This is a genomic window from Nitratireductor sp. ZSWI3 (assembly GCF_024655565.1).
In the GTDB taxonomy this organism is placed as follows: Bacteria; Pseudomonadota; Alphaproteobacteria; order Rhizobiales; family Rhizobiaceae; genus Nitratireductor.
This window is the reverse complement of record NZ_JANKOF010000057.1, coordinates 1-24,632: the sequence shown is the minus strand read 5'-3', so window position 1 is coordinate 24,632 and position 24,632 is coordinate 1. Positions and strand designations below refer to the sequence as shown.

General features: G+C 64.3%; 25 protein-coding genes and 1 tRNA gene. 15 read left to right on the top strand and 11 right to left on the bottom strand.

The annotated features are described in order from the left end of the window. Positions 1-207 precede the first annotated feature (207 nt). From NUU27_RS16640 to NUU27_RS16610, 7 genes are all read left to right on the top strand, one after another. Positions 208-678: a hypothetical protein gene (locus NUU27_RS16640; protein ID WP_257763266.1), complete on the top strand. Its 471-nt coding sequence runs from the start codon at positions 208-210 to the stop codon at positions 676-678. Between the two features lie 4 nt (positions 679-682). Continuing rightward, complete coding sequence (locus NUU27_RS16635) at positions 683-1,069, top strand: hypothetical protein (RefSeq protein ID WP_257763265.1); 387 nt, start codon at positions 683-685, stop codon at positions 1,067-1,069. Next, the gene (locus NUU27_RS16630; protein ID WP_257763264.1) at positions 1,036-1,503 is read left to right on the top strand and encodes a hypothetical protein; all 468 of its coding nucleotides are present in this window, start codon (positions 1,036-1,038) and stop codon (positions 1,501-1,503) included. The genes NUU27_RS16635 and NUU27_RS16630 overlap by 34 nt, the downstream gene beginning before the upstream one ends. 223 nt (positions 1,504-1,726) lie before the next feature. After that, positions 1,727-2,191, top strand: a complete 465-nt coding sequence (locus NUU27_RS16625; protein ID WP_257763262.1) for a hypothetical protein — start codon at positions 1,727-1,729, stop codon at positions 2,189-2,191. Between the two features lie 9 nt (positions 2,192-2,200). Continuing rightward, positions 2,201-2,590 (top strand): hypothetical protein, encoded by a 390-nt coding sequence (locus tag NUU27_RS16620; RefSeq protein WP_257763261.1) that lies wholly within the window; start codon positions 2,201-2,203, stop codon positions 2,588-2,590. Then, positions 2,557-3,027 carry a hypothetical protein gene (locus NUU27_RS16615; RefSeq protein WP_257763260.1) on the top strand — a complete coding sequence of 157 codons (471 nt, stop codon included), beginning with the start codon at positions 2,557-2,559 and terminating at the stop codon, positions 3,025-3,027. Before NUU27_RS16620 ends, NUU27_RS16615 begins: the two co-directional genes overlap by 34 nt. A gap of 117 nt (positions 3,028-3,144) precedes the next feature. Beyond that, a complete protein-coding gene (locus NUU27_RS16610) occupies positions 3,145-4,737 on the top strand; it encodes a trimethylamine methyltransferase family protein (RefSeq protein WP_257763277.1) in 1,593 nt (530 codons plus the stop codon). Between the two features lie 40 nt (positions 4,738-4,777). Here the strand turns inward: NUU27_RS16610 and NUU27_RS16605 are convergent, their stop codons facing one another. Continuing rightward, on the bottom strand, positions 4,778-5,233 hold the full coding sequence (locus tag NUU27_RS16605; protein ID WP_257763259.1) for a DUF411 domain-containing protein: 456 nt from the start codon (positions 5,231-5,233) through the stop codon (positions 4,778-4,780). Positions 5,234-5,394: 161 nt separating this feature from the next. Between NUU27_RS16605 and NUU27_RS16600 the strand changes: the two genes are divergently transcribed. Both NUU27_RS16600 and NUU27_RS16595 read left to right on the top strand, forming a co-directional pair. Beyond that, the gene (locus NUU27_RS16600; RefSeq protein ID WP_257763258.1) at positions 5,395-6,444 is read left to right on the top strand and encodes an aldo/keto reductase; all 1,050 of its coding nucleotides are present in this window, start codon (positions 5,395-5,397) and stop codon (positions 6,442-6,444) included. 132 nt (positions 6,445-6,576) lie between these two features. Beyond that, the gene (locus tag NUU27_RS16595) at positions 6,577-7,512 is read left to right on the top strand and encodes an alpha/beta fold hydrolase (RefSeq protein WP_257763257.1); all 936 of its coding nucleotides are present in this window, start codon (positions 6,577-6,579) and stop codon (positions 7,510-7,512) included. 70 nt (positions 7,513-7,582) lie between these two features. On the opposite strand, the gene NUU27_RS16590 is transcribed toward NUU27_RS16595, so the two are convergent. Beyond that, positions 7,583-8,320 carry a L,D-transpeptidase gene (locus tag NUU27_RS16590; RefSeq protein WP_257763255.1) on the bottom strand — a complete coding sequence of 246 codons (738 nt, stop codon included), beginning with the start codon at positions 8,318-8,320 and terminating at the stop codon, positions 7,583-7,585. Positions 8,321-8,735: 415 nt separating this feature from the next. On the opposite strand from NUU27_RS16590, the gene NUU27_RS16585 reads away from it, so the two are divergent. From NUU27_RS16585 to NUU27_RS16575, 3 genes are all read left to right on the top strand, one after another. Continuing rightward, positions 8,736-9,200 carry an aminoacyl-tRNA deacylase gene (locus NUU27_RS16585; protein WP_257763254.1) on the top strand — a complete coding sequence of 155 codons (465 nt, stop codon included), beginning with the start codon at positions 8,736-8,738 and terminating at the stop codon, positions 9,198-9,200. Between the two features lie 372 nt (positions 9,201-9,572). Further along, the gene (locus NUU27_RS16580; protein ID WP_257763253.1) at positions 9,573-10,580 is read left to right on the top strand and encodes a glycoside hydrolase family 25 protein; all 1,008 of its coding nucleotides are present in this window, start codon (positions 9,573-9,575) and stop codon (positions 10,578-10,580) included. Between the two features lie 182 nt (positions 10,581-10,762). After that, a complete protein-coding gene (locus NUU27_RS16575; protein WP_257763252.1) occupies positions 10,763-11,809 on the top strand; it encodes a dipeptidase in 1,047 nt (348 codons plus the stop codon). A 6-nt stretch (positions 11,810-11,815) separates the two neighbouring features. On the opposite strand, the gene NUU27_RS16570 is transcribed toward NUU27_RS16575, so the two are convergent. The 9 genes from NUU27_RS16570 to NUU27_RS16530 all read right to left on the bottom strand — a co-directional run bounded on the left by NUU27_RS16570 (position 11,816) and on the right by NUU27_RS16530 (position 22,408). Beyond that, entirely contained in the window at positions 11,816-12,064 is a 249-nt protein-coding gene (locus NUU27_RS16570; protein WP_257763251.1) for a DUF2442 domain-containing protein, read from the bottom strand. After that, positions 12,045-12,290 carry a DUF4160 domain-containing protein gene (locus tag NUU27_RS16565; RefSeq protein ID WP_257763276.1) on the bottom strand — a complete coding sequence of 82 codons (246 nt, stop codon included), beginning with the start codon at positions 12,288-12,290 and terminating at the stop codon, positions 12,045-12,047. Before NUU27_RS16565 ends, NUU27_RS16570 begins: the two co-directional genes overlap by 20 nt. A gap of 86 nt (positions 12,291-12,376) precedes the next feature. Further along, on the bottom strand, positions 12,377-16,159 hold the full coding sequence (locus NUU27_RS16560; protein ID WP_257763250.1) for a vitamin B12-dependent ribonucleotide reductase: 3,783 nt from the start codon (positions 16,157-16,159) through the stop codon (positions 12,377-12,379). An 812-nt stretch (positions 16,160-16,971) separates the two neighbouring features. Beyond that, positions 16,972-18,510, bottom strand: a complete 1,539-nt coding sequence (locus tag NUU27_RS16555; protein ID WP_257763249.1) for an inorganic phosphate transporter — start codon at positions 18,508-18,510, stop codon at positions 16,972-16,974. Between the two features lie 116 nt (positions 18,511-18,626). Continuing rightward, positions 18,627-19,100 (bottom strand): NUDIX hydrolase, encoded by a 474-nt coding sequence (locus NUU27_RS16550; protein ID WP_257763248.1) that lies wholly within the window; start codon positions 19,098-19,100, stop codon positions 18,627-18,629. A 191-nt stretch (positions 19,101-19,291) separates the two neighbouring features. Continuing rightward, the gene (gene bluB / locus NUU27_RS16545; protein ID WP_257763247.1) at positions 19,292-20,050 is read right to left on the bottom strand and encodes a 5,6-dimethylbenzimidazole synthase; all 759 of its coding nucleotides are present in this window, start codon (positions 20,048-20,050) and stop codon (positions 19,292-19,294) included. Between the two features lie 56 nt (positions 20,051-20,106). Next, entirely contained in the window at positions 20,107-20,604 is a 498-nt protein-coding gene (gpt, locus tag NUU27_RS16540; RefSeq protein WP_257763246.1) for a xanthine phosphoribosyltransferase, read from the bottom strand. A gap of 135 nt (positions 20,605-20,739) precedes the next feature. Further along, positions 20,740-21,582, bottom strand: coding sequence for a universal stress protein (locus NUU27_RS16535; protein ID WP_257763245.1), 843 nt, complete (start codon positions 21,580-21,582; stop codon positions 20,740-20,742). 76 nt (positions 21,583-21,658) lie between these two features. Beyond that, the gene (locus NUU27_RS16530) at positions 21,659-22,408 is read right to left on the bottom strand and encodes a competence/damage-inducible protein A (RefSeq protein ID WP_257763244.1); all 750 of its coding nucleotides are present in this window, start codon (positions 22,406-22,408) and stop codon (positions 21,659-21,661) included. Positions 22,409-22,599: 191 nt separating this feature from the next. Here NUU27_RS16530 and wrbA point away from each other — a divergent pair, with 191 nt between their 5' ends. From wrbA to NUU27_RS16515, 3 genes are all read left to right on the top strand, one after another. Continuing rightward, positions 22,600-23,199 (top strand): NAD(P)H:quinone oxidoreductase, encoded by a 600-nt coding sequence (gene wrbA, locus NUU27_RS16525; protein WP_257763243.1) that lies wholly within the window; start codon positions 22,600-22,602, stop codon positions 23,197-23,199. A gap of 133 nt (positions 23,200-23,332) precedes the next feature. Then, a tRNA-Leu gene (locus tag NUU27_RS16520) sits at positions 23,333-23,418 on the top strand. A 170-nt stretch (positions 23,419-23,588) separates the two neighbouring features. Next, positions 23,589-24,632 (top strand): acyltransferase (locus tag NUU27_RS16515; RefSeq protein ID WP_257763242.1); only part of this gene is annotated, 1,044 nt, incomplete at its 3' end.

The following is a 24,632-nucleotide window of genomic DNA, read 5'->3' as shown; positions in this document are numbered from 1 at the left end:
AAATGGAAGGATAAGTCGAGGAACGCCGATTTCCATAGCTGATTTGCGACCTCCTGCGCCGAGAAAACGACTGGAGGCGCGCGGCGGCCTGCTCCTGCGGTTTTATGAAAATTCGACCGGATTCATTAACGTAATATTAACAAGCGTAACGCATCGTGTGCCATCGTCGAGTGGGGGCTTGTCTGCTTACCGAAAAGGAGCAGAGCGATGCGCAGGGCCTCCTTCCTCATTTCAGCACTGATTTTCGTTTCCGCATCCCCGGCGGCCGCCGTCGAGGGCTCGGTGATCTTCAACGGAACGATACTGTCGACCTGCCTTATCACGATCGGCACGCCGGGCACGCTCGCCGCCAACGCCGATTTCACCGAGCTGAGTTCCGAGGCGCCAGGCGGGATCTCCGGCACGGCAACGATCCTCACCACCGGCATCGGCTACAACCTGTCCACCTCCGCCCCGGCTGCCTTCACCAGCGCGCCGGCGGGAGGAGACGACGCCGTCGTGTTTGCCTCCAGCTACAGTGCCAGCGGCGTGACCTCGCTGCTCGACGTGGTGGGGACCGTGACATCGCCTCTGGGCCTCGGGCTGACCAATGTCGATGTCGACCTGACCGCGACCAAGTCGAGCGGCAACTTTCCGGCCGGCTCCTACACCGCCCAGGTGACGGTCACCTGCGAGTAGCGCGATGCGACTGCAATTGTTGGCAATGGCGGCGCTCGCCGCGAGCTGCGGTGCCGCCGCGCCGCAATCGATGACGCCGATGCGCGGCGAGGTCACCAGCTTCGGCGATGCCTTTGCCGTGCGGGTCTTCCCTTACAACCCCTACCGCCACCGCATCCGCGTGGTGGTGCGGGTTTATGATGCGGATTTCCTGCCGGTCGAGGCGCGCGTCTCGCCGGCCGAAATGATGCTCGGCAGCCGCGATACGCGGCCGGTTCTGGTCGAGGTGCCGTTCGGCAAGGCGGCCCACAGGCGCGTTCGCGTGTGCACGGAGAGCGTTCCGTTTCCCAACCGGAAAACCAGGATAAGGGCGCAGATATGCGGACGTTTCCTTGCACGCCGCGCCGGCTGATCGCGCTGGTGGCCCTGCTGCTTGCCGGCGCGTCGGCAGCCGGAGCGGGCGATACCCAATATGTCATCAACCAGAACCAGACCGGTGTCGCGCTGCCGGGCGTGGTCATGCCCAACGGCTTTGACGAAATCCGGGCGGCGGACGGAACGACATGCCGGTCGTCCATGGCAGGCTCCGGCGCCTATCTCGATTCGGGCATCATCGGCGGCGGGCTCGACAGCTCGTCCAATTCGGTGTCCGCTTACGGGCGGCTGGTGGTGCCGCTCGGGGAGAAGCCGCCGCGGCTGAACTGCGACAAGCTTTACCGGCTCGAGCTCGAACGGCTCGAACTTGAAGTCCGTCTTCTGCGGCAGGGTCTCGATCCGCGGGCGACCAGCAACGCGGTCGGCGCCTGGGCGAGCGATACGGGCTGGAGCAACAAGGACCGGCGCTGAAGGTTGTCGCACGGGCGGTTGTCCCGCACGGAAGCGGCCGGGCAGGGCGGTTTGCTGCGGACAGACACCGCTCACTTCCGAACATCGTATCACTTGGTGATCTTCAGAATAGTTTCTACATATATATGTAATATCTTTTCCAAAAAATTGATATTTATTGACGTACTTGGCGAATCAGGAGAAATTATATTGGTAAATATCTGCATAATAATTGAGGTATATTGTGAAATATTATTTATTACCTTCTGTAATTATCGCTTCCGCTTTTCCGTTTTACGCGCATGCGGCAATTACGACGGTTCCATTCAATAGTCAGGTTGATGCTACCTGTACAATTACACTTCAATCTCCAGGTGTTCTGGGGCAGGATGGCGTCTCAAAGCTCGATTCAAAAGCAGCCGGAGGGCGATCCGGCCGCGCCGTGGTTCTGACCACGGGGGAGGGCTTCAACCTTTCGACGACGACACCGACGGCATTCTCGAGCTCGCCTGCAGGTGTGGGCGCAGTCACCTTTGACTCCAGCTACCGCGCGTCTGGGGCGACGTTCATCGCCGATACGCCGGGCTCGACGATTTCCCGACTCGGGCACGGCGCCACCAATGTGGACGTCGATCTGTCGGCAACCGCAAACGGGTTCGTATTTCCCCTTGGCCGATACACGGCCGAAGTCACGGTCACCTGCGAATAGGATCCGACCATGAGGAGAGCCATTGCCGCGGCGACCGCGGCACTGGCCTTCATTCCCGGCGATCTCGCCGCGCAGTCGATGACCCCGATGCGCGGCGAGGTCACCAGCTTCTCCGATGAATTTGCCGTCCGGGTGTTCCCCAAGAACCCCTATGGCCACCGGGTTTCGGTGGCGGTGCGCGTCTATGACGCGGACTTCAAGCCCGTTGCGGCGCGCATCACCCCATCGGAAATATCGCTCGGCGGCGGTTCGTCGCGCAGCGTGCTGGTCATCGTCGGATTTGAAGGCAAGTCGGAGCGCCGCGTGCGCATTTGCACGGAAAGCGTTCCCTTTCCCGGAGAAAAGATAGGTGTGAAGGCCCAGATATGCGGACGTTTCATCGCTCGAAGGCGGTCATAGTCATCGCCGGCTGCCTGTCGCTGCTCTGCGGAGCGGCCCGGGCGGAAAATCGCAACTACATCATCAACCAGAACCAGACCGGCATTTCCCTGCCCGGCGTGGTCACGCCCAACGGATTCGATGAGATCCGGGCGGCGGACGGCACGACCTGCCGCGCGGCCATGGGCGGCTCGGGCGCCTATGTGGATTCCGGTCTCGTAGGAGGCGGCCTGAATGGGGATTCGAGCGCGCTTTCGGCCTACGGCCGGGTGGTCGTTCCGCTTGGAACGAAGCCGACACGGCTCGATTGCGACCGCCTCTACCAGCTGGAGCTGAAGCGGCTGCAGCTGGAGGTCAAGATGTTGGAGCGCGGCCTCGATCCGCGCTCCGGCGGGTCGGTGTCCGGCAATTCCGACTGGGCCCAGGGCTCGGAATGGACGACGAAAGGCCGGAAATAGCCTTCCGGTTGCGACATGCCGTGCCGCTTGCGGAAATGGCTGTCGCAACCGTACTCGCTAGGATTCGACGAACTGTCCCACTTCGACGGACCCAGCGAGAGAAGATTCATCATGACCATGATCGCAACCGCGGCCGCGGAAACAGGCGAAGGCACGGGCGACCAGCCGAGGCGGGGACGTACCGGCAGGGGCGAACGCGGCGGCGCTGCCGCGCGCCGCGCCGCGCGCACCGGCGGTGGGCCGGGCGAGCAACTGACCTATATCCGCCGGGTCCTGAAGCCCTTCGAGGTTCTGGACGAGGAGGGGCTTGCCCTGATCGAGGCGAATGCGGACACGGTGCTGGAGGAAATCGGCATCGAGTTCCGCGACGATGCCGAGGCTCTGGCGCTGTGGAAGGACGCCGGCGCCGACGTCCGGGGAGAACGGGTGCATTTCCCCAAAGGCCTGTGCCGCACGCTTTTGAAGACCGCGCCGGCAACCTTCACGCAGCACGCGCGCAATCCGGCCCGCTCGGTGGAGATCGGCGGCAACGCGACCGTCTTCGCACCGGTCTACGGCCCGCCTTTCGTGCGCGACCTGGAAGGCAACCGCCGCTACGCGACGATCGAGGATTTCCGCAATTTCGTGAAGCTCGCCTATATGGCGCCGTCCATTCACCACTCGGGCGGGACGGTGTGCGAGCCGGTGGACGTGCCGGTCAACAAGCGCCATCTCGACATGGTGTTCGCCCATATGCGCTATTCGGACAAGCCCTTCATGGGATCGGTCACGGCGCCGGAGCGGGCCGAGGACACGGTGGCGATGGCGAAGATCCTGTTCGGCGAGGAGTTCGTCGACAACAACACGGTCGTCATCAATCTGATCAACGCCAACTCGCCGATGGTGTTCGACGAGACCATGCTGGGGGCGGCGAAAGTCTATGCGCGGGCGAACCAGGCCTGCATCGTCACGCCGTTCATCCTGGCGGGCGCGATGAGCCCGGTGACGGTCGCCGGCACCTTGACCCAGGTGCTCGCCGAGGTCCTGGCGGGCGCTGCCTTCACGCAGCTCGTGCGGCCCGGAGCGCCGGTGCTGTTCGGCACCTTCGCCTCGTCGATCTCGATGCAGTCGGGAGCACCCACTTTCGGCACGCCCGAGCCGTCGCTGGTCTCCTACGGGGCCGCGCAACTGGCGCGGCGGGCCGGGCTTCCGTTCCGCACGGGCGGCTCGCTAACCGGTTCGAAGGTCGCCGATGCGCAGGCCGCCTATGAAAGCGCCAACACGCTCAACTCGACGGTGCTTGCCGGAACGAATTTCGTGCTGCATGCGGCCGGCTGGCTCGAAGGCGGGCTGGTGTCCTCCTACGAGAAGTTCATGATGGACATCGACCAGCTCGGCATGCAGCAGCGCTTCTGCCAGCCGGTCGATCTGTCGGAGAACGGCCAGGCGATGGACGCCATCCGCGAGGTCGGGCCGGGGAGCCATTATCTCGGCTGCTCGCACACCCAGGCCAATTTCCAGACGGCCTTCTACCGCTCGTCGATCGCCGACAACAATTCCTACGAGCAATGGGCGGCCGAGGGCGAGAAGGCGGCGCACCAGCGCGCCAACCAGCTTGCCCGCCAATGGCTGGAGACCTATCAGGCGCCGCCGCTCGACGCCGGGATCGAGGAAGGGCTGGTCGATTTCATCGCCAGGCGCAAGGAATCGATGCCCGACGCCTTCACCTGATCGCGCCGGTCGCCGCGGCGCTTCCCTGCGGCGCGGCGCGCTATTCGGCGCCGGCTCGATAATAGACGGCGGGTGCGGCGTCGGCATCCCTCGAGAAGGTGTAGACGTCGTAGCGGGCCTCAGGATCGTCACCCATGCCGAGCGAGCCTTGCGGCATGCCGGGCGTTGCGATGCCGGCGATCGCCGGACGCTCCGAAAGCAGCTTGTCGATGGCTTCGAGCGGCACATGGCCTTCCAGCACGTATCCGTCGATCATCGCCGTGTGGCAGCCTTCCAGGGCGGCCGGCACGCCGGCCTGTTTCTTGATCGGCGTGAGATCCTCGAGATCGTTCACCTTCACCGCATAGCCAGCCTGCCGCATGGCCTCGGTCCATTCGTGACAGCAGCCGCACCACGGTGTCTTCCAGATGGTCATCGCGCGGTTCTCGGCGGCATTCGCCGCGTGCAGCGCGGAGAACGAAAGGAGCGCGGCGGCCAACAGACGTTTGGGATTCATGACGGGTCTCCCTGTCAGGGATTGCGGATCGGCAACAGTAAAGGGCTCGTCCCGCTGCAAGGTCAAGGGCCGGGCGCGGGCGGTCTTGCCTCGAACGGCGCGCGGCTTATGATGCGCCCGTGCGGTGCCTTCGCGCCGCGTTCTAGCATCCGGAGAACTTTATGCAAAAGCGCCGCCTCGGACGCAGCGACCTGTTCGTCTCGCAAATCTGCCTCGGAACCATGACGTTCGGCGAGCAGAACACGGAGGCTGAGGGCCATGCCCAGATGGATCTCGCCGCGGAACGGGGCGTGAATTTCCTCGACATGGCCGAGCTCTACCCGATTCCCCCGAAGGCGGAGACGCAGGGGCGTACCGAGACGATCGTCGGAAGCTGGATCAAGGCGCGCGGCAATCGCGACCGGATCGTCATCGCCTCGAAGGTGGTCGGCCGCACGGCCAATGAATGGTTCCGTGGCGGCAGGCCTTCGAAGCTGGTGCGGGCGGACATTCTCGACGCCATCGACAAGTCGCTCGCACGCCTCGGGACCGATTGCATCGATCTTTACCAGATCCACTGGCCGGACAGGGAGAACCCGTTCGGCTCCAACCCGACACGCGTCACCGCGCTCGCCGAGCCGCTGGCCGACGAGACGCCGATCGCCGAGACGCTGGCCGTCTTCGACGACCTGGTCAAGGCTGGCAAGATTCGCCATTTCGGCCTCTCGAACGAAAGCTCCTGGGGCGTGATGCGCTATGTGGCCGAGGCCGACAGGGGGACGGGGCCGCGCGTCGTCTCGCTGCAGAATGCCTACAGCCTGGTCAACCGCACCTTCGAGGTGAACCTTGCCGAGACCTGCCGGCGCGAGGAGATCGGCCTGCTTGCCTATTCGCCGCTCGCGCAGGGCTATCTGACCGGCAAATACGACAACGGCGCCATGCCCGCCGGATCGCGCAAGGTTCTCTTCGATCGCCTGCAGCGCTACGAGAAACCGGGGGCGGCAGCGGCGATCGCCTCCTACAACGCCATGGCACGCGATTTCGGCTTGACGCCGGCCAGGTTCGCCCACGCCTTCGTCAATTCACGGCCGTTCATGACCGCCAACATCATCGGCGCGACATCGCTGCCGCAGCTCGAGGAAGCGCTCGGCGCCCTCGACGTGGTATGGACGCAGGAGATGCAGGACGCCGTGGACGGGCTGCATCAGCAATTGGGCAATCCCTGTCCGTAGCTTTCGGGATCAGCCCGTCGGTCCGGTTGAAATTTTTTCCGCAGGCCTGTCGGGGCGGGCCGCGTCGGCGCGTCCTTGGAGCATCGCAACGGGCGATGCCGGAACGGGCCGCCCCAGACACCGGAGACCGACATGCTGAAGACACTGTTCATTGCCCTTGCCGCCGCCGCGTTCGCGGGAACGGCGCGGGCGGAAGAACCGAAGCCTGCGGACGCGATGATCCAAGGCGTTCCCGCGCCGGACAAGAGCGGCCAGGTGACGGCCAACGGCGTTACCTACCACTACCAAATCCGCGGCGAGGGAGAGCCGCTGCTGCTCCTGCATGGCGGTCTCGGCCAGATCGAGATGTTCGGTCCGGTGCTGGTGCGGCTTGCCTCCGAGCGACAGGTGATCGGCGTCGACCTGCACGGCCACGGCCGCACGACGCTCGGCGACCGGCCGATCAGCCTCACCGACATGGGCGACGACATGGCCGTGATCCTTGAGGAACTGGGATACGAGCAGGTCGACGTGATGGGCTATTCGATGGGCGGTGGCGTGGGCTTCCGGCTCGCCGTGCAGCATCCCGAGATGGTGCGCCGTCTTGCGCTGGTCTCGGCCGGCTTCGCGCAGGACGGCTTCTATCCCGAGATGCTGCCGATGCAGGCCCAGGTCGGTTCGGCCATGGCCGAGATGATGAAGGACACCCCGATGTACAAGTCCTATGTGGAGGTGGCGCCGAACCCCGACGAGTTCCCCCGGCTGCTGGACCGCATGGGCGAGATGATGCGCAAGCCCTACAATTTCGCCGACGACGTCAAGACGCTGAAGATGCCCGTGATGCTGGTCTATGGCGACAGCGACATGTACCGCCCCGAGCATATCGTCGAGTTCTACCAGTTGCTCGGCGGAGGGCTGAAGGACGCCGGCTGGATGCGCGAGCACATGTCGCAGAATCGGCTGGCGATCCTGCCGAACCTGACCCACTACGACATCGGCGTTGCGCCGCAGCTCGCCGAGACGGTGCTGCCTTTCCTCAACGGTGAGACCGGGGCGCGCAGCTGGGCCGAGCAGGTCGAAGCGAAATAGCGTCGGCCGGACACCCGCTGGAAGACCAAGACCTGCCGGCTCGCCGGCAGGTCTCGTCGTCTGCTGGGCTTCAGGCCATGTCCGGCTGCGATGAACCGGCCCCCAGCACCACCACGCGGGTGCCGACCGGCACGCGCGTGTGCAGGTCCATGATGTCCTGGTTGAACAGGCGGATGCAGCCCGAGGAAACGGATTTGCCGATCGACCAAGGCTCGTTCGTTCCGTGAATGCGGTAGAGCGTGTCGCGGCCGTCCTTGTAGAGATAGAGCGCGCGCGCGCCGAGCGGATTGCGCAGGCCCCCCTCCATGCCGCCCGCATATTGGCGATAGCGCTCGGGGTCGCGGTTGATCATGTTTAGCGTCGGCGCCCAGCGCGGCCATCTGGCCTTGCGGCCGATCCTCGCATCGCCCTGGTATTCGAGGCCGGCCTTGGCGACGCCGACCCCGTAGCGCATCGCCTTGCCGTCCTCCATCACCAGATAGAGGAAGCGCTGATAGGGATCGACGACGAGGGTGCCGACGCGCTCGCTGGTCGGATAATCGACCACCTGGCGCAGATATTGCGGGTCGATCTTTTTAACATCGACGGCAGGAACGACGAAATCGCCGTCGTCGATCTCGCGATAGATCTGCGCATAATAGGAAAGAGCTGGAAAGGCCGGCTCGGCTTCCTCCAGATTGGCGCTGCGGCGCGTCGTGGTGCAGGCGGCCGCAAGGCTCGGCAGCAGCCCCACCACCAGCAGGCGCCGCAGGCGCACCGGCACCTCGTCTTGCGGGACGGGACGGGAGATGGTGGGGAGTGTCGTCATGGCGTGGACCGATCTCTTTCAAAGCACTGGAAACGGGGTGGGTGCGTGCCGGCCAGACCTGGCCGGGCGTCATCTGGTGCGCATGCCACATGGTTGGATGCAAAATATGGCGAGCGGCGGGCCGTGCGCAGATTCGAGGACTTGCAGCGTCCTTTGCGCGTCCTGATGGAACGCGCGGCACTGCGGTGTCGCGACAAAGCTTCCGGATCGCCGCCGGCGGGTGTATCCTGAATGCCTGAAAGACCAGTCGGCAGCCGGATGGACGTCGGGCGCGGCGCTGGTCTTGTCAAGCGGCGGCGCTGCGCCGCTCTTGCTCATGATCCGCTGCCCGCTCTCTGCCGCCGGCCTATCGGCCTGGAACGCCGGAACGCGCCCCGCATGCGCGCGCCGGCCTGTGGCAGGAAAGGACAGGATCATGGGTATCGCGATGACAATGCAGGAATATCTGGAGGACAGCCATGTCCCCTATGATATCGCAAAACACAGCCGAACCGGCAATTCGGCCATGACGGCGCGCGTGAGCCACGTGCCGGGCGATCTGCTCGCCAAGGGCGTGGTGCTGAAATGGGACGGCAGCTACATGCTCGCCGTGCTCCCGGCCTCGCGGCAGGTGGATCTGCAGCGGGTGCGTGAGATCGTCGGCGAGAAGGTGGAGCTTGCCAGCGAGGAGGAGGCTGCGGCCCTGTTCCCCGATTGCGACGAGGGCGCTGTGCCCATACTCGCCGTCCCTTACAAGCTCGCCTGCATGATCGACGAAAGGCTGGAGGACGACGAGGACATCTATTTCGAGGGTGGCGACCACAAGACCCTCGTTCATGTCACGCGTGAGGGGTTCGAGCGGCTGATGTACGGCATGCCGCGCGGACGGATCAGCACCTGAGCCGTTGAAGGGCGCGGGCCCACAGCGGGCGTTGAGCGATATGGTGGCGGCCGGAAGCAATCAGCCTTGCCGCAAGGTTTGACGCGCATGGCGCAGATCCAGGCGGAAAGTCGTGCGTCACCGTGCAAGGCATGAAGCCACCAGCATGGCATCCTTTCTGCTCGGCAGCGGCTTGGCACCGGGCAGGCCGTCGACACGGCAATGCGCCTGGGCGCGACTCGGGGAGCGCCGGCGGGCGAGGATGACTTACCTTTTGGTTAACGGGACGATTCAAACTTTATTGGCGACTTTCGGCTAAGGATCGAGCTCAACCGAAATCGGGGCGTTCGGTTGCGCGCCCCGGAACCGTCTCGCGCCGTCCAAGGGTCGTCCATGCGTTCTCGTGCGTTTTTCCTGACCGGTCTCGTGTGCCTCGGCCTTGCCGGATGCACTGGAACGTCCAACATCGATACCGCGCTGCAGATCAGCAAGCCGTCGATGGAGACGACGTCCTCCGTCGTCCGGCCCGATGTGGCGGTGCCGGTGGCGGAAGCCCGGGCTGGCATCGACAATCATGTCGTCGAGGCGGGGATGACGGCGATCGCCGAGCCCGATCGGCTGGCCGCACCCGCGTTCGAGCAGGTCGAGGTGGCGATGGTCACGCCGCCCAAGCCGACGCTTCGGCCCGAGCGGACGGGCAGGCGCGGCCAAGTCTATCGCAGCCGGTTCAGCGACGCCAAGCCGGTCAGCTTCGGCAAGATCACGCCGAAGCATCACGCCGTTCACGGCGTGGACGTGTCGCGCTGGCAAGGCAACATCAACTGGCCGAAGCTGCGCGAGCACGGCGCCAATTTCGCCTATATCAAGGCGACCGACGGCATCGACCACATCGATCCGATGTTCAGGCAGAACTGGAATGCGGCACATGCGGCCGGTATCCGGCGCGGCGCCTATCACTTCTTCTACTGGTGCCGGCGCGCCGCCGACCAGGCGGATTGGTTCATCCGCAACGTACCGAAGGTGAAGGGCGCGCTGCCGCCGGTGCTGGACGTGGAATGGAACCACCAGTCGAGCTGCAAGTGGCGGCCCTCGCGCGCCGAGATCCTGGAGAAGATGCAGGTCTTCCTCGACCGGCTGGAGCGTCACTACGGCCAGCGGCCGATCATCTACACGGCGCCCGATTTCTACGCCGACAATCTCAAGGGCGCGTTTCCGAACCATCCCTTCTGGCTGCGTTCGGTGGCCGCGCATCCCTCGAAGGTCTATCCGGGGCGCGACTGGCTGTTCTGGCAGTATTCGGGCTCGGGCCTGTCGGGCGGCGTCGACGGACGCATCGACCTCAACGTCTTCAACGGTGACGAGAGCGGCTGGTGGCGTTGGGTGGACAGGACCTCCGGCTAAGGTTTGCGCCGGGCCGCACTCTTGCCTAAAACAAGGGGACGGCACGTCGCCGCCCCGCCAGACCGGTTCATCGTTTCATGGAAACGTTGTCCCGATCTATCTCATTGTTTTTCCGCATTTATGCGGTCGTCAGGTGATTCCACCTGACTGCAAAATGCTCCAGAACGAGCCCGACCGACCCGATGAGCGACACCATTCCCGTTTTTGACGGCCACAACGACGCGCTGCTGCGGCTTTTCTCGTCGAAGGGCGCCGACCCGGTTGCGGATTTTCTGGAGGGGCGCCCGGGCGGCCATATCGACCTGCCGCGGGCGCGGAAAGGAGGTTTGGCGGGCGGCCTGTTCGCCATTTTTCCGCCGCCGCTGGAGATGGCGGGCAGAAGCGGGGCGGCCGGCGCCAACGGCGATGCGCCGGAGCTCGGCCGCGCTGATGCACTCACTTCCACGCTCGGCATGGCCTCGATCCTGTTGCGGCTGGAGCGGGCGTCGGACGGCGCCTTGGCCGTCTGCCGCAGCGCCGGCGAGATCCGTGCGGCGATGGGGCGCGGGGCGCTTGCCGCGGTGTTCCATATCGAGGGGGCCGAGGCGTTCGACACCGATCTGGCGCTGCTCGACGTGCTGCACGCGGCGGGCCTGCGCTCGCTTGGCCCGGTGTGGAGCCGGCCCAATGCCTTCGGCTACGGCGTGCCGTTCCGCTTTCCGGCGACGCCCGAGATCGGCCCCGGCCTGACGGAGGCCGGCAAGGCGCTGGTCAGGGCCTGCAACCGGCTGAAGATCCTGGTCGATCTGTCGCATCTGAATGCCGAGGGGTTTCGCGATGTGGCGAAGATCAGCGATGCCCCGCTCGTCGCCAGCCATTCCAACGTGCACGCCCTGTGCGGGCATTCGCGCAACCTGATGGACTGGCAATTGGCGGCGATCCGCGACACGGGCGGGCTTGCCGGCCTCAACTTCGCCACCGGCTTCCTGCGCGCCGACGGGCGGATGGGGGCCGATACCGGCCTCGACATCATGATCCGCCATCTCGACGTGCTGCTCGAGGCCCTCGGCGAGGACGGGGTGGGGTTGGGCTCGGATTTCGACGGCGCCCGCATCCCGGCAGCAATCGGCGACGCCGCCGGCCTGCCGAAGCTCATCGAGGCGATGGACAAGGCCGGCTACGGGCGCGACCTGATCGAGAATATCGCCTGGCGCAACTGGGTGGGCGTGCTGGAGCGGACGATCGGGTGAGGAGGCTCAGGCGACTTTGGGACGCTTATGCGTCTGGTCGCCGCGTCCGACGAGCAGACCGGCAATCGAGATGTCCTCGTCGAGTGCTTCCCAATGGAGGCCCATGGGGCTGATCTCGCATTGTGCGCGCTCTGCCGGCGTTGCATGCAACAGTCGAGGAAACCACGCCAGCGGGACGCCAAGCGTGCGGCCGTCGGTGAGGCTGACCCACATGGTGTGGTCGTCGAAGCGGATGTCAGTCGCCGAAATGCTCATGCCATGCCTGCTCGATGCGCGCTCGATTGGTTTCAATTATGGAAATTATAGCGCCCAGTTCACGTGAATTGAAGCCGAAGCTTTCAGCGATCGAGATAGACGGATAAAGCCAGACCTTGGCTTCCCGCTCGCCATCGCGGACGTGGACATGCATTGGTTCGCGCGGATCGCCCTCGTTCGAATAGAAGAATATCCGATACGGGCCTTCACGGAAAACCAACGGCATGATCGTCACGCTCGAAGAACGAGCCTCCCTATGCGTTCGGCAACATCATAGGGAGGCTCATCAGCTGTCACGTTTCCGCGCGTTGCTCAGCTACACCCGCTCGTCGCGCCGCAGGTGTCGCATTTCTCGCAGGTGCCGTTCCTCACCATGGTGAAGTTCTGGCATTCCGAGCACATGTTGCCGGTGTAGCCCTGCATGATGGCCTGCTGGCGGCGGTGGCTTTCGACCTTCTTGGCCTCGGCCGCTTCCTCGGCCGCCGCATCCGTGAAGAGGGCTTCGGAAGCCGTTTCCTGGGCGGCCTCCTCGGCCAGTTCCCTGGCCCGCTCCTCGTAATCGCGGCGGAAGGCCGTCGCCTCCTCCTGCAGGCCGGCTACGGCCGGCTTCAGGGCGCGCACCGTGGCGCCGGTGGCGATGGCGCGGACGTTGGAGCCTCCATGCGGGGAGGCAGCATGCGCCGTGGCGCCACTGGGGGCCTCGCCCTTCGGATCGTTCTTGCTCACCACCTTGAAGGGGGTGGCGCCGCGCGTCAGACCCTTGGAGAAGGGCAGTGCCTTGCCCTCGCTGATGCCGCGGCCGAGCGAGGTGTTGGTGAAGTCGGACGTGTCGACATGGGCAAGGTCCGAGCGGCCGAGATAGGAAACGGCGAGCTCGCGGAACACGTAGTCGAGAATCGACGTGGCGTTCTTGATGGCATCGTTGCCCTGCACCATGCCGGCCGGCTCGAACTTGGTGAAGGTGAAGGCCTCCACATACTCCTCGAGCGGCACGCCATATTGCAGGCCGAGCGAGATGGCGATGGCGAAATTGTTCATCATGGCGCGGAAGGCAGCGCCTTCCTTGTGCATGTCGATGAAGATCTCGCCGAGGCGTCCGTCGTCGAACTCGCCGGTCCTGAGATAGACCTTGTGCCCGCCGACCACGGCCTTCTGGGTATAGCCCTTGCGCCGGTTCGGCAGCTTCTCGCGCTCGCGCACCACCTTTTCCACGATGCGCTCGACGATCTTCTCGGTCACCTGCACGGCCTGGGCGGCCGTCGGGGCGGCGACCAGCTCTTCCACCAGATCGTCGGCTTCCTCGTCGTCGTCGGAAAGCAGCGAGGCGTTGAGCGGCTGCGACAGCTTGGAGCCGTCGCGGTAGAGCGCGTTGGCCTTCAGCGCCAGCTTCCAGGACAGCATGTAGGCCTGCTTGCAGTCCTCGACCGTCGCCTCATTGGGCATGTTGATGGTCTTGGAGATGGCGCCCGAGATGAAGGGCTGGGCCGCCGCCATCATGCGGATGTGGCTTTCCACCGACAGATAGCGCTTGCCGATCTTGCCGCACGGATTGGCGCAGTCGAAGACGGGCAGGTGCTCGTCTTTCAGATCGGGCGCTCCCTCGAGGGTCATGGCACCGCAGATGTGGATGTTGGCCGCCTCGATCTCCTTTCTGGTGAAGCCGAGGGCCGGCAGCATCTCGAAGGAGAAATCGTCGAGCTGGTCCTGGGTGAAGCCGAGGGCGGTCTTGCAGAACTCCTCGCCCAGCGTCCACTTGTTGAAGGCGAACTTGATGTCGAAGGCCGATTTCAGGGCGGCGTTGAGGGCGGCCACCTTCTCGTCGTCGAAGCCCTTGGCCTTCAGCGTCGAGGGATTGATGCCCGGTGCCTGGTCGAGATTGCCGTGGCCGACCGCATAGGCCTCGATCTCGGCGATCTGGGCTTCGGAGTAGCCGAGCGTGCGCAGGGCTTCCGGCACGGCGCGGTTGATGATCTTGAAGTAGCCGCCGCCGGCCAGCTTCTTGAACTTAACCAGCGCGAAGTCGGGCTCGATGCCGGTCGTGTCGCAGTCCATGACGAGGCCGATCGTGCCGGTGGGCGCGATCACCGTCGCCTGGGCATTGCGGTAGCCGTGCTTTTCGCCGAGCTCGAGCGCCCGATCCCAGGCGCTTTTCGCATGCTCGATCAGGTTAGGCTGCGGGCAGTCCTCGGCCTTGAGCGGCACGGGATCGACGGCCAGCTTCTCATAGCCCTCGGCCTCGCCATGGGCGGCGCGGCGGTGGTTGCGGATGACGCGCAGCATATGCTCGGCGTTGCGCTCGTAATCCGGGAAGGCGCCGAGCTCGCCGGCCATCTCGGCGCTGGTCGCATAGGCGACGCCGGTCATGATCGCCGTCAGCGCGCCGCAGATGGCGCGGCCCTCAGCCGAATCATAGGGAATGCCGGAGGTCATCAGCAGGCCGCCGATATTGGCGTAGCCGAGGCCGAGCGTGCGGTATTCGTAAGAGAGGCGGGCGATCTCCTTCGACGGGAACTGCGCCATCATGACGGAGATTTCGAGCACCATGGTCCACAGGCGCACCGTGTGCTCGTAGGCGGCGACGTCGATGGAGCCGTCCTTGTTGCGGTACTGGAGCAGGTTCATGGAGGCCAGGTTGCAGGCCGTGTCGTCCAGGAACATGTATTCCGAGCACGGGTTCGAGGCGCGGATCGGGCCGGCCGCCGGCGAGGTGTGCCAGTCGTTCATCGTCGTGTTGAAATGCAGGCCCGGATCGGCGGACGCCCAGGCGGCATAGCCGATCTTCTCCCACAGGTCGCGCGCCTTGAGGGTCTTGGCCACCTTGCCGTCGATGCGGTTGATCAGGCTCCAGTCGCCGTCGGTCTCGACGGCGCGCAGGAAATCGTCCTTCAGGGAGACGGAATTGTTGGAGTTCTGGCCCGAGACGGTGAGATAGGCCTCCGAATCCCAATCCGTGTCGTAGGTCTTGAACTCGATGTCCGTTTGGCCCTGCCTGGCGAACTGGATGACGCGCTTGATGTAGTTCTCCGGCACAGCATTGCGCTTGGCGGCGCGGATCTCGCGCTTGAGGGCAGGGTTCTTGGCCGGCTCGAAGCAGTCGTCGTTGTCACCCTGGCAGTTGACGCAGGCCTTCATGATCGCTTCGAGATGCTTCTTGACGATCTTGGAGCCGGTGACGAGGGCGGCGACCTTCTGCTCCTCCTTCACCTTCCAGTTGATGTATTCCTCGATGTCGGGATGGTCGATGTCGACCACCACCATCTTGGCGGCGCGGCGCGTGGTGCCGCCCGACTTGATGGCGCCGGCGGCGCGGTCGCCGATCTTCAGGAAGCTCATCAGGCCCGACGACTTGCCGCCGCCCGAGAGTTTTTCGCCTTCGCCGCGCAGGGCCGAGAAGTTGGAGCCGGTGCCGGAGCCGTATTTGAACAGGCGCGCCTCGCGCACCCAGAGATCCATGATGCCGCCGTCGTTGACGAGGTCGTCGCCGACCGACTGGATGAAGCAGGCATGCGGCTGCGGGTGCTCATAGGCCGATTTGGACTTCGTCAGCTTGCCGGTGAAGGGATCGACGTAATAGTGGCCCTGGCCGGGCCCGTCGATGCCGTAGGCCCAGAAGAGGCCGGTGTTGAACCATTGCGGGGAGTTGGGTGCGACACGCTGGGTGGCGAGCATGTAGCACAACTCGTCCATGAAGGCCTGCGCATCGGCTTCCGTGTCGAAGTAGCCACCCTTCCAGCCCCAGTAGGTCCAGGTGCCGGCAAGGCGGTTGAAGACCTGCGCGGCGCTGGTCTCGGAGCCGTAGCGCTCGTCTTCCGGCAGCGCGTTCAGGGCCTCATCGTCGGCCACCGAGCGCCACAGGAAGGAGGGAACGTCGTTCTCCTCGATCTTCTTCAGGCGTGCGGGCACGCCGGCCTTGCGGAAATATTTCTGCGCCAGGATATCGCTGGCGACCTGCGAGAACTGCGTCGGGACGTCGATGTTCTCCAGCCGGAAGACAATGGAGCCATCCGGGTTCTTGATCTCGCTGGTGGCCTTGCGGAACGAAATCTCCGCGTAAGGGCTCCGACCTTCCTTCGTGAACCGGCGTTCGATGCGCATTTTGTCCTCTTTGCCCTCAATCCAAATATAGTATCCGCGCCCGGAAATGCCTCATCACATTTCGCCTGCACGAAGCTCAAGTCCGCCATCTGCCGCCCGCGGGTGCGGACAGCTCTCCTGTACTGAAGGTTGGTGCCTTGTCCGGAACCGTCCGAGCGATTCTCCAAAGCCTCGATCCGCTTGAGCGGACCCGCCCCCAACCTGACGCTACCTGCGACCTTAACGTCACATAACATTCACACTATCTGGTGGAGAGAATATCTGAAGACACTAAATATAGTGTTAACAGCTTCTTTTTTCCAGACCGGGAACGCAACGCCACCCTGTTCTTTTCCAAGCGCGAAAGAGCCCGTTCTGCCCGCTCGCGTGTCGGGCAGTCCTCGGAAAACTCAGTACAATTTGGAAAATCGACCGGCTCGAAGCTCGATCAACCGCACCTTCAGACGCAGGCGCGAAATCCATAAAAAGCGACTCGCCGCCGCCCGTCAAGGAGTCGTTGCGGGATGTTTTGTGACCCCAAGATGTTGTGTGTTGCGGGTGTGAATAATGGGGATGTCCAACGCGGCTTCTTGCGTCTGGCGGAACCCTTCATTTCCGCGGGGTGCCGCCGACCGTCCGCTCGCCGGGCTGGGAGCTTTCCACCGTCGGGCCCGGCGGGAAAATTTTTCAGGTTGCCGGTCGACCGGCTAGATCACGATGATTTCGGATTGAATCAATCCAAAATCATCGTGATCGCATTCAAAAAGTCAGGGCGGGATGCGAGCGGAAAACCGCTTCACACTTTTCCTCATCCCGCTCCAGCAGGAAGAGGATCAGGCGACCAGATCGAGGACCAGGAAGATGCCGGCCGAAAGAAGGGCGGCTGCCGGAACCGTCGTCACCCAGGCGGCGACGATGGTGCGCACGTGAACGCGGCGCACCAGCTTGCGGCGCGCGATCTCCTCGCGCGAGGTCGTCTGCAGTTCCAGCTCTTCGTCTTCCTCTCCGTTTTCGCTCAGGCCGTTCTTCTTGAACTGGACGCCCTTGCGCTCCAGATAGGCGCGGCGGCGCTTGGAGCGGGCCGTGTACCATTCGCGGAAGAAGCCGACGCCGAAGATCGCCCCGACGGCGGTGTGGGTGGAACTGATCGGCAGGCCGAGGCCGGAGGCGATGATGACGGTGATGGCGGCCGACAGCGCCACGCAGAAGGCGCGCATCGGATTGAGCTTGGTGATCTGCTCGCCGACCATGCGGATCAGCTTGGGGCCGAACAGGACGAGGCCGAGGGAGATGCCGGCCGCGCCGATGATCATGACCCACAGGGGGATCGCGACCGTGGTGCTGACGGCGCTCTGCTGCACGGTGAAGACGATCGCCGCCAGCGGCCCGACCGCGTTCGCCACGTCATTGGCGCCGTGGGCGAAGGAGAGCAGGGCCGCCGAGATCACCAGCGGCAGGTGAAACAGGCGGCGCAGCGACTGGTTGCGGTTCTCCATTCCCTCCGACTGTCGGTAGACGAGGATGCGCGCGCCGAACCAGGTGACGACGAAGAAGCCGAGGCCGATCAGCAGCGCGTCGGCCAGGTCGATCCTGACCAGATGCTTCAGGCCCTTGGTGGCGAGATAGGCGGCGAAGGCGCCGGCCATGAGCGCGATCAGCAGAGGCACCCAGCGGCGCGCCGCCGAGATCTTGTCGTCCTGATAGATGATCGTCGTCTTGATGAAGGCGAGGAAGAGGGCTGCGACGATGCCGCCGACGACCGGCGAGACGACCCAGCTTGCGGCGATCTGTGTCATGGTCGACCAGTCGACCGAGGAGAAGCCGGCAGCGGCAATGCCGGCGCCGACCACGCCGCCGACCACCGAATGGGTGGTGGAGACGGGGGCGCCGATCCAGGTCGCCAGGTTGATCCACAGGGCCGACGAGACGAGGGCGGCCATCATGGCGCGCACGAAGACCTCCGGCGTGCCGACCGCGGCGGGATCGATGATGCCCTTGGAGATGGTGCTCACCACGTCGCCGCCGGCGATGAGCGCACCGGCGGTCTCGAAGACGGCGGCGATCAGCAGCGCGCCGCCGAGCGTCATCGCCTTGGCGCCGACGGCGGGGCCGACATTGTTGGCAACGTCGTTGGCGCCGATGTTGAGCGCCATATAGGCACCGATGGCGGCGGCGGCGATGATGATGATGGCGCGCGGCTCACCGATCGTGTAGCTGCCCGCGAAGACCGCCGCCAGAGCGAGGAACAGAAGGCCGAGACCCGGCGCCACAAGACCGCGTGCGACGGTGCTCGTCGCCTCCTCGACATGGACGAGCTTGTCGAGATCCTTGTCGAGCGTGTCTTTGCGCGGTGTGGTGGCGGTGTCGATCATGCCGTATCCGTTTCTCGACCCCTGCGGCATCCACAAAGGCCCTTTAGCGTCAGATGTCGCTTCCGGTTAGGAAACAAAGGCCGGCACGGCAAGCGCAGACCGGGCAAACGAGGCGGTCAGGCAGCAATTTCCCGTGGATTCTCGCCGAAGCGAAGCAGCAGTTCGGCCAGATCCGGCTCGGCGACCAGCGCCGCCGCGTCGCGAGCGGCGAACCAGCGTCGTGTCCGCTTCTTCCGCTCGGGCCACTTGTTCAATTCCCGCGTGACGCGCAAGGGGATGATGGCCACCTCGCAACGCCATTCGATGCCGGAGCCGCGCACCTTGCTGTAGTAGAAGCGCCCGAACTCCTCGGCGGCCACCTCGCCGGCGATCCCGGCTTCTTCCAGCGCCTCGCGCATAGCCGCGTCGGCGAGCGTCTCGGACCCTTCCGGCCAGCCCTTGGGCAGGATCCAGCGGCCGGTGTCCCGGCTCGTGACAAGCATGATCTCCACGGCGCCGCCCTTGCGGGATTTTCGCCATGGCAAGGCCGCTGCCTGGACGCGGCGCGGATTGCCGCCGAACAGACGCCGGACCGTCTCGGTCAACCGCATGCGTGTGCAGTGACTGATAATCGCACTTCTCCTTTCAGTCGGGCAAAACGCGCCCGGATCTCACAAAAAGCCGCAAGTGTCTGTTGTCGAACTGCTTACGCGATCACGGATCGGACTTCATTCGCAGCTGGGGCGGCGACTCATACACGCTCGACCCCTGACGGACACAGATAATCGCTTTGCAACGAGAATCAACCGGTTGATGATGGTTTTGTCTGTTGCAGGACTGCGGCGAGCGAGGCCGCCGGCGCCTCCCACGCTTCGTCGTGGACCAGCTCCTCGAGCGGCGTTCGCCGGCGCCAGCCGCGCTGCTCCAGCTCCGGGGTCTCAAAGAAACCCTTGACGTGTCCGACGCAGAGATAGCCGACCAGCCGGATGCGCTCGGGGATGCCGAGGACCGTCTTCACGCGCTGCGGATCGAGAATGCTGACCCAGCCGACGCCGATGCCTTCGGCGCGCGCGGCAAGCCACAGGTTCTGGATGGCGCAGACCGTGCTGAACAGGTCCGTATCGCGCATGTGCGTGGCGCCGAGGACGACCGGTCCGCCGCGATCGGGATCGCTGGTGACGCAGATGTTGAGGGGGGCGGTCAGGATGCCCTCGAGCTTCAGCGCATTGTAGGCCGGCTGCTTGTCGGGCGGGAACATGCCGGCCGCTTCGCGGTTTGCATCGGTGAAGATGTCGGCGATCTTCCGCCGCGTGTCGGCGTTGCGGATCAGGATGAAATCCCAGGGCTGCGAGAGCCCCACCGAAGGGGCCGAGTGGGCGGCTGCGAGGATCCTCGACAAGGTCGCGTCGTCGACGGGGTCGGGAAGGAATTCGCCGCGCACGTCGCGGCGGGTGGTGATGGCCCGGTAGACGGCCAGCCTCTCCTCCTCGGAGAAGGGCGTGCCGGCGGCAAGGGGCGGGACGGGGGGCGAGACGGGGCCGGTACTGGTCTTGCCGGTCATCGCTCTTCCTCCGCTGGCTGCCGCGCCGGGCCCCGTTCCGTAAAAGACAAATCGATCTAGCCGCGCTGATCTTCGGCGATCGGCTTCTGGTAGGAAAAGCCCATATCCCAAGGGAAGTAGATCCAGGTGTCCTGCGAGACTTCCGTGACGAAAGTGTCGACCAGCGGCCGGCCCTTGGGTTTTGCGTAGACCGTCGCGAAATGGGCCTTGGGCATCATCGCCCGCACGATCGCCGCCGTCTTGCCGGTGTCCGTCAGGTCGTCGACGATCAGGACGTCTTCACCCTCGTTTTCGAGCAGTGCGGGGTTGATCTCCTTGAGGACCATCAGGTCGCCCTGCTCGGTGTAATCGTGGTAGGAGGCGACGCAGACGGTCTCGATCAGGCGGATGCCGAGCTCGCGCGAGATGACGGCGGCCGGGACCAGGCCGCCGCGCGTGATGCAGACGATCGCCTTCCACTTGCCGTTGACGCCGGACAGGCGCCAGGCGAGCGCGCGCGCGTCGCGATGGAACTGATCCCAGGAAACGGGAAAGGCTTTTTCGGGAAGGGACATCGGCAACGCACTCCGCAGGCGGCGCCGCAGCGCCATGACCAGAATGCGCGGTGAATTAGCCGGAAAGGACCGCCGGGCGCAAGCCCGGCGGGCGATGATTCGCGGGATTCGCTCAGATACGGCGCACTGTGCCCCTCAATGGGCGAGCAGCGTGGGGATCGTCATCGTCTGCAGAATGGTGCGGGTTGCGCCACCGAAGACGAACTCCTTGAGGCGCGATCGGCCGAAGGCGCCCATCACCAGAAGATCCGCACCCGTGTCGGAGATGCGGTTGTCGATCGCCTCGCCATGCGAGATGCCGCCGGAGATCTCGATCTTGATGTCGACCTCGATGCCGTGGCGGGCCAGCGCCGCGGCGATGGCGGTTCCGGCCATGGAAGCGTCCCGGCGCGGCGTGTCCTGCGGGTCGATGCACAGCACCTCGACGCTCTCCGCCTCCATCATGAAGGGCAGGGCATCGAAGGCGGCGCGGGCTGCCTGCTGGCTGCCGTTCCAGGCCAGGAGCACCTTCCGGAATTCGGCCGAGCGGACCCTGCGCACATAGGGCACGAGAAGCACCGGGCGGCCGGTCTCGAACAGCAGCGCCTCGATGTTGGCGGCCATGCTGGCGGTCGCATCCGGGTCGGTCTGCTGTGCGACCACCAGGTCGGCGCTGCGGGCGCTCTCGATGCCGGAAATGGCCGAGTCGCCCGACACGCTGTCGAAGCCGCGCCATTCGTTGGCGACGCCCTCGACACGCGCGCGCTCCTCAAACAGCGCGCGCATGATCGCATGCCGGCGGCTCGTCTCCTCCTGCATGTCGATGCTGAGATCCACCACCGGGCCGCCCATCGGCGAGGCCATGACCATCGGCAGGGCCTCGGCGTGCAGTCCGATGACATGGCTGTCGTGGCGCGCGGCGAGCGGCAAGGCGAGATCGAGGACGCGCGGCGCGTCGGCCTCGCTCTGGAGAATGGCGAGAATGGTCTTGTAGCTCATGTCAGTGTCCTTCGGCTGCGAACAAGCGAGGCTGATGTCACTTTAGGATTGTAGATGTGGCACGCCTTGCGCCAGATCAACGTGCGACCTTCTGTGATTGCAGGGTTTCGAGCATGGCTTCGATTGCCCCGGCGGCGCTCTCGAGCGCGGTGGCCGAGCGCGACCGGACGACGATCTCGGTCCAGAAGGAACCATCCTGGAACTTCGGGTAGGAGCCGATGATCGTTTCCGGATTGGCCGCCTGGATCTCGCCGAGCGGGCCGCCGATCGTGCCTTCCGGCAGCGTCGAGGGGATCGTCCGCGAGGCGAGCTTCACTCCGGTCTTGAGCTTTGGCACGACGGTGTCGAGCATGGCCTGGAAAATTGTCGGAACCCCGGCCATCACATACACGTTTGCGATCTGGAAGCCGGGGGCCATGGAGACCGGGTTTTCGATGTGCAGGGCGCCCTCGGGCATGCGCGCCATGCGCTTGCGGGCCTCGGTGAACTCGATGCCGCGCGCGGCGTAGTGGTCAGCGAGCATCTTGTAGGCCTTGTCGTCGTAGCGGCAGGCGACGCCGAAGGCATGGGCGACGGAATCGGCGGTGATGTCGTCATGGGTCGGCCCGATGCCGCCGGTGGTGAAGACATAGGTGTTGCGCGCCCGAAGCTGGTTGACCGCCTCGGCGATCGCCTCGCGGTCGTCGGCGACTACGCGGACCTCCTTCAGGTCGATGCCGACCGCCGTCAGCATGTCGGCGAGATGGCCTATGTTCCGGTCCTTGGTGCGTCCGGACAGTATTTCGTCGCCGATCACGATCATCGCCGCGGTCACTGCATCACTCATTGCGTGTCGGTCCTTCTCTTGGTCATCGAGAGATAAACCCGAACCTTCGGCGACGGCAATGGTGCGCAAACGGTGAACAGTGTGTCGGCGCGCCGGCGGTTTCCAGGCGGCCGGTGCCCGCATAGATGTTGCGGGCTGCATCAATCCCAAAATCTGCAATCCCAAGACGACATTCCTGAGCGGAGAGAAAGATGACAAAGATACTGGTTCTTTATTATTCGAGCTGGGGCCACATGGAAGCGATGGCGCGGGCCGCCGCGGAAGGGGCGCGTGAAGCCGGTGCCGACGTCACCGTCAAGCGGGTTCCCGAACTGGTGCCCGAAGAGGTGGCAAAGAACGCTCATTACAAGCTCAACCAGGAGGCGCCGGTCGCCGAGCCGCTGGAACTCGCCGACTACGACGGTTTCATCTTCGGCGTTTCGACGCGCTACGGCATGATGGCGGCGCAGATGAAGAACTTCCTCGATCAGACCGGACCGTTATGGGCCGAGGGCAAGCTGATCGACAAGCCGGTGACGGTGATGTCCTCGACGGCGACCCAGCACGGCGGCGCGGAGCTGGCGCTCGCCTCGACGCAGCTTGCCCTGCAGCATCACGGAATGTTGATTGTGCCACTTTCCTACGCTTATCAGGACCAGATGGGCAACGACACCGTCCGCGGCGGCGCCCCTTATGGCATGACCACAACCACCAATGGCGACGGCTCGCGCATGCCGTCGGAGCAGGAACTGCAGGGTGCCCGTTTCCAGGGCAAGCGGCTGGCTGAAATCACAGCGAAACTCGCCGGCTGAAGCAGTTTCACTCTACAACGGAATTAAAACGGGCGGTTGTGGCCGCCCGTTCTCGCGATGAACATACGTATTTTTGCCTGAACATGCGTATCCGGCTTGATCGCACGGGTTTCTACCGCTAGTCGTTGGGCACGCGGACGTGGCGAAACTGGTAGACGCAAGGGACTTAAAATTCCTCGATCCTAGATCGTGCGGGTTCGATTCCCGCCGTCCGCACCAGATTTACCGCCCTTTTTTTCGCCACTGAATGCTTTGGGCGAGGGGGCGAGCGCAGGCGTCTTCGGCAACGTTGCGGCGTGGATCATCAGCCATCAGCCATTGGTCATGTAACGGCAATCCGGTGCGGCATTACGCTTGATTGCCGGTCAAGCCTCGCATATTAGGCGGTGATGACTATCGGGGAAGCATTCGCCAAGGGGCGGAACAATTTCGATTTGATCCGCCTCTTTGCTGCGGCTCTCGTTCTATTCAGCCACAGCTACCCCATCACCGGTAACACCGAGTTCTTCAAATCCATCATCCGTTACTCAACTGGCGGCGGACTGGCGGTGGCGGTATTCTTTGCGATCTCGGGATTTCTCGTTACGAGGTCGGTTCTGTCCCACGACATCGGAAAGTATGTCGCCTCCCGCTGTCTTCGCATCTTTCCGGCTCTGGCTGCCGTCGCCGTGTTTCAGGTCTTCCTCATCGGGCCGATGTTCACAAGCCTTCCGCTTGACGAGTATTTCGGCAATCCGCGGACTGCTGACCATCTCATGAACGCCACTGCGTTCTATCTGCACTACGGATTGCCGGGCGTCTTCGAGGATTTGCCGAATGGTTCCGTGAATGGCTCTCTGTGGACGCTTCCATTGGAGACGTTCTGCTACATCGTTCTGCCGTTTCTAGCTGTTCTCGGCGCGCTGCGGATCCGCAGCGCATGGCTCATCGGGGGAGCGGTCGTCGTCGGATACCTGGTCGCAGTCCATTATTTCGGCCTCAATGATTGGAACAAGGGGCCGCGCATCGCCAAGGCTGTCGATACGTATAGCATCCTGCGCAATGGCTCGTTCTTTGCGGTCGGGGCTATGCTTTGGGTGTACCGCGAACGGCTACCGCTTTCCTGGGGCTATTGGAGCCTTGCGCTTGTGCTGGCGATTATAGGATTTGGAAGTTTCGTCGGCACCCTCGGCTTTGTAGTGGCTGTGTCCTATGGGGCAATCCTCATTGCACTGAGGACGCCAGCGGTTCGGCTTCCGGGAGATGTGTCCTACGGCTTGTACCTCTACGCGTATCCGGTGCAGCAGTCTGTCGTCGCCGTGATCGGCGCCGGAATAGGGGCGACCCTTTTGAGTGCGGTGGCACTGCCGATCGCTCTTTGTCTTGCGTGCGCTTCATGGTGCTACATAGAAAAGCCGGCCCTTGAATGGCGCAAACGCTTGATGACAGCTTCT

What these genes read in the sequence shown, in the direction of transcription:
- NUU27_RS16640 (WP_257763266.1), top strand. Translation starts at nt 208, where the DNA reads ATGCGCAGGGCCTCCTTCCTCATTTCAGCACTGATTTTCGTTTCCGCA.
- NUU27_RS16635 (WP_257763265.1), top strand. Translation starts at nt 683, where the DNA reads ATGCGACTGCAATTGTTGGCAATGGCGGCGCTCGCCGCGAGCTGCGGT.
- NUU27_RS16630 (WP_257763264.1), top strand. Translation starts at nt 1,036, where the DNA reads ATGCGGACGTTTCCTTGCACGCCGCGCCGGCTGATCGCGCTGGTGGCC.
- NUU27_RS16620 (WP_257763261.1), top strand. Translation starts at nt 2,201, where the DNA reads ATGAGGAGAGCCATTGCCGCGGCGACCGCGGCACTGGCCTTCATTCCC.
- NUU27_RS16615 (WP_257763260.1), top strand. Translation starts at nt 2,557, where the DNA reads ATGCGGACGTTTCATCGCTCGAAGGCGGTCATAGTCATCGCCGGCTGC.
- NUU27_RS16610 (WP_257763277.1), top strand. Translation starts at nt 3,145, where the DNA reads ATGATCGCAACCGCGGCCGCGGAAACAGGCGAAGGCACGGGCGACCAG.
- NUU27_RS16605 (WP_257763259.1), bottom strand. Translation starts at nt 5,233, where the DNA reads ATGAATCCCAAACGTCTGTTGGCCGCCGCGCTCCTTTCGTTCTCCGCG.
- NUU27_RS16600 (WP_257763258.1), top strand. Translation starts at nt 5,395, where the DNA reads ATGCAAAAGCGCCGCCTCGGACGCAGCGACCTGTTCGTCTCGCAAATC.
- NUU27_RS16595 (WP_257763257.1), top strand. Translation starts at nt 6,577, where the DNA reads ATGCTGAAGACACTGTTCATTGCCCTTGCCGCCGCCGCGTTCGCGGGA.
- NUU27_RS16590 (WP_257763255.1), bottom strand. Translation starts at nt 8,320, where the DNA reads ATGACGACACTCCCCACCATCTCCCGTCCCGTCCCGCAAGACGAGGTG.
- NUU27_RS16585 (WP_257763254.1), top strand. Translation starts at nt 8,736, where the DNA reads ATGGGTATCGCGATGACAATGCAGGAATATCTGGAGGACAGCCATGTC.
- NUU27_RS16580 (WP_257763253.1), top strand. Translation starts at nt 9,573, where the DNA reads ATGCGTTCTCGTGCGTTTTTCCTGACCGGTCTCGTGTGCCTCGGCCTT.
- NUU27_RS16575 (WP_257763252.1), top strand. Translation starts at nt 10,763, where the DNA reads ATGAGCGACACCATTCCCGTTTTTGACGGCCACAACGACGCGCTGCTG.
- NUU27_RS16570 (WP_257763251.1), bottom strand. Translation starts at nt 12,064, where the DNA reads ATGAGCATTTCGGCGACTGACATCCGCTTCGACGACCACACCATGTGG.
- NUU27_RS16565 (WP_257763276.1), bottom strand. Translation starts at nt 12,290, where the DNA reads ATGCCGTTGGTTTTCCGTGAAGGCCCGTATCGGATATTCTTCTATTCG.
- NUU27_RS16560 (WP_257763250.1), bottom strand. Translation starts at nt 16,159, where the DNA reads ATGCGCATCGAACGCCGGTTCACGAAGGAAGGTCGGAGCCCTTACGCG.
- NUU27_RS16555 (WP_257763249.1), bottom strand. Translation starts at nt 18,510, where the DNA reads ATGATCGACACCGCCACCACACCGCGCAAAGACACGCTCGACAAGGAT.
- NUU27_RS16550 (WP_257763248.1), bottom strand. Translation starts at nt 19,100, where the DNA reads ATGCGGTTGACCGAGACGGTCCGGCGTCTGTTCGGCGGCAATCCGCGC.
- bluB (WP_257763247.1), bottom strand. Translation starts at nt 20,050, where the DNA reads ATGACCGGCAAGACCAGTACCGGCCCCGTCTCGCCCCCCGTCCCGCCC.
- gpt (WP_257763246.1), bottom strand. Translation starts at nt 20,604, where the DNA reads ATGTCCCTTCCCGAAAAAGCCTTTCCCGTTTCCTGGGATCAGTTCCAT.
- NUU27_RS16535 (WP_257763245.1), bottom strand. Translation starts at nt 21,582, where the DNA reads ATGAGCTACAAGACCATTCTCGCCATTCTCCAGAGCGAGGCCGACGCG.
- NUU27_RS16530 (WP_257763244.1), bottom strand. Translation starts at nt 22,408, where the DNA reads ATGAGTGATGCAGTGACCGCGGCGATGATCGTGATCGGCGACGAAATA.
- wrbA (WP_257763243.1), top strand. Translation starts at nt 22,600, where the DNA reads ATGACAAAGATACTGGTTCTTTATTATTCGAGCTGGGGCCACATGGAA.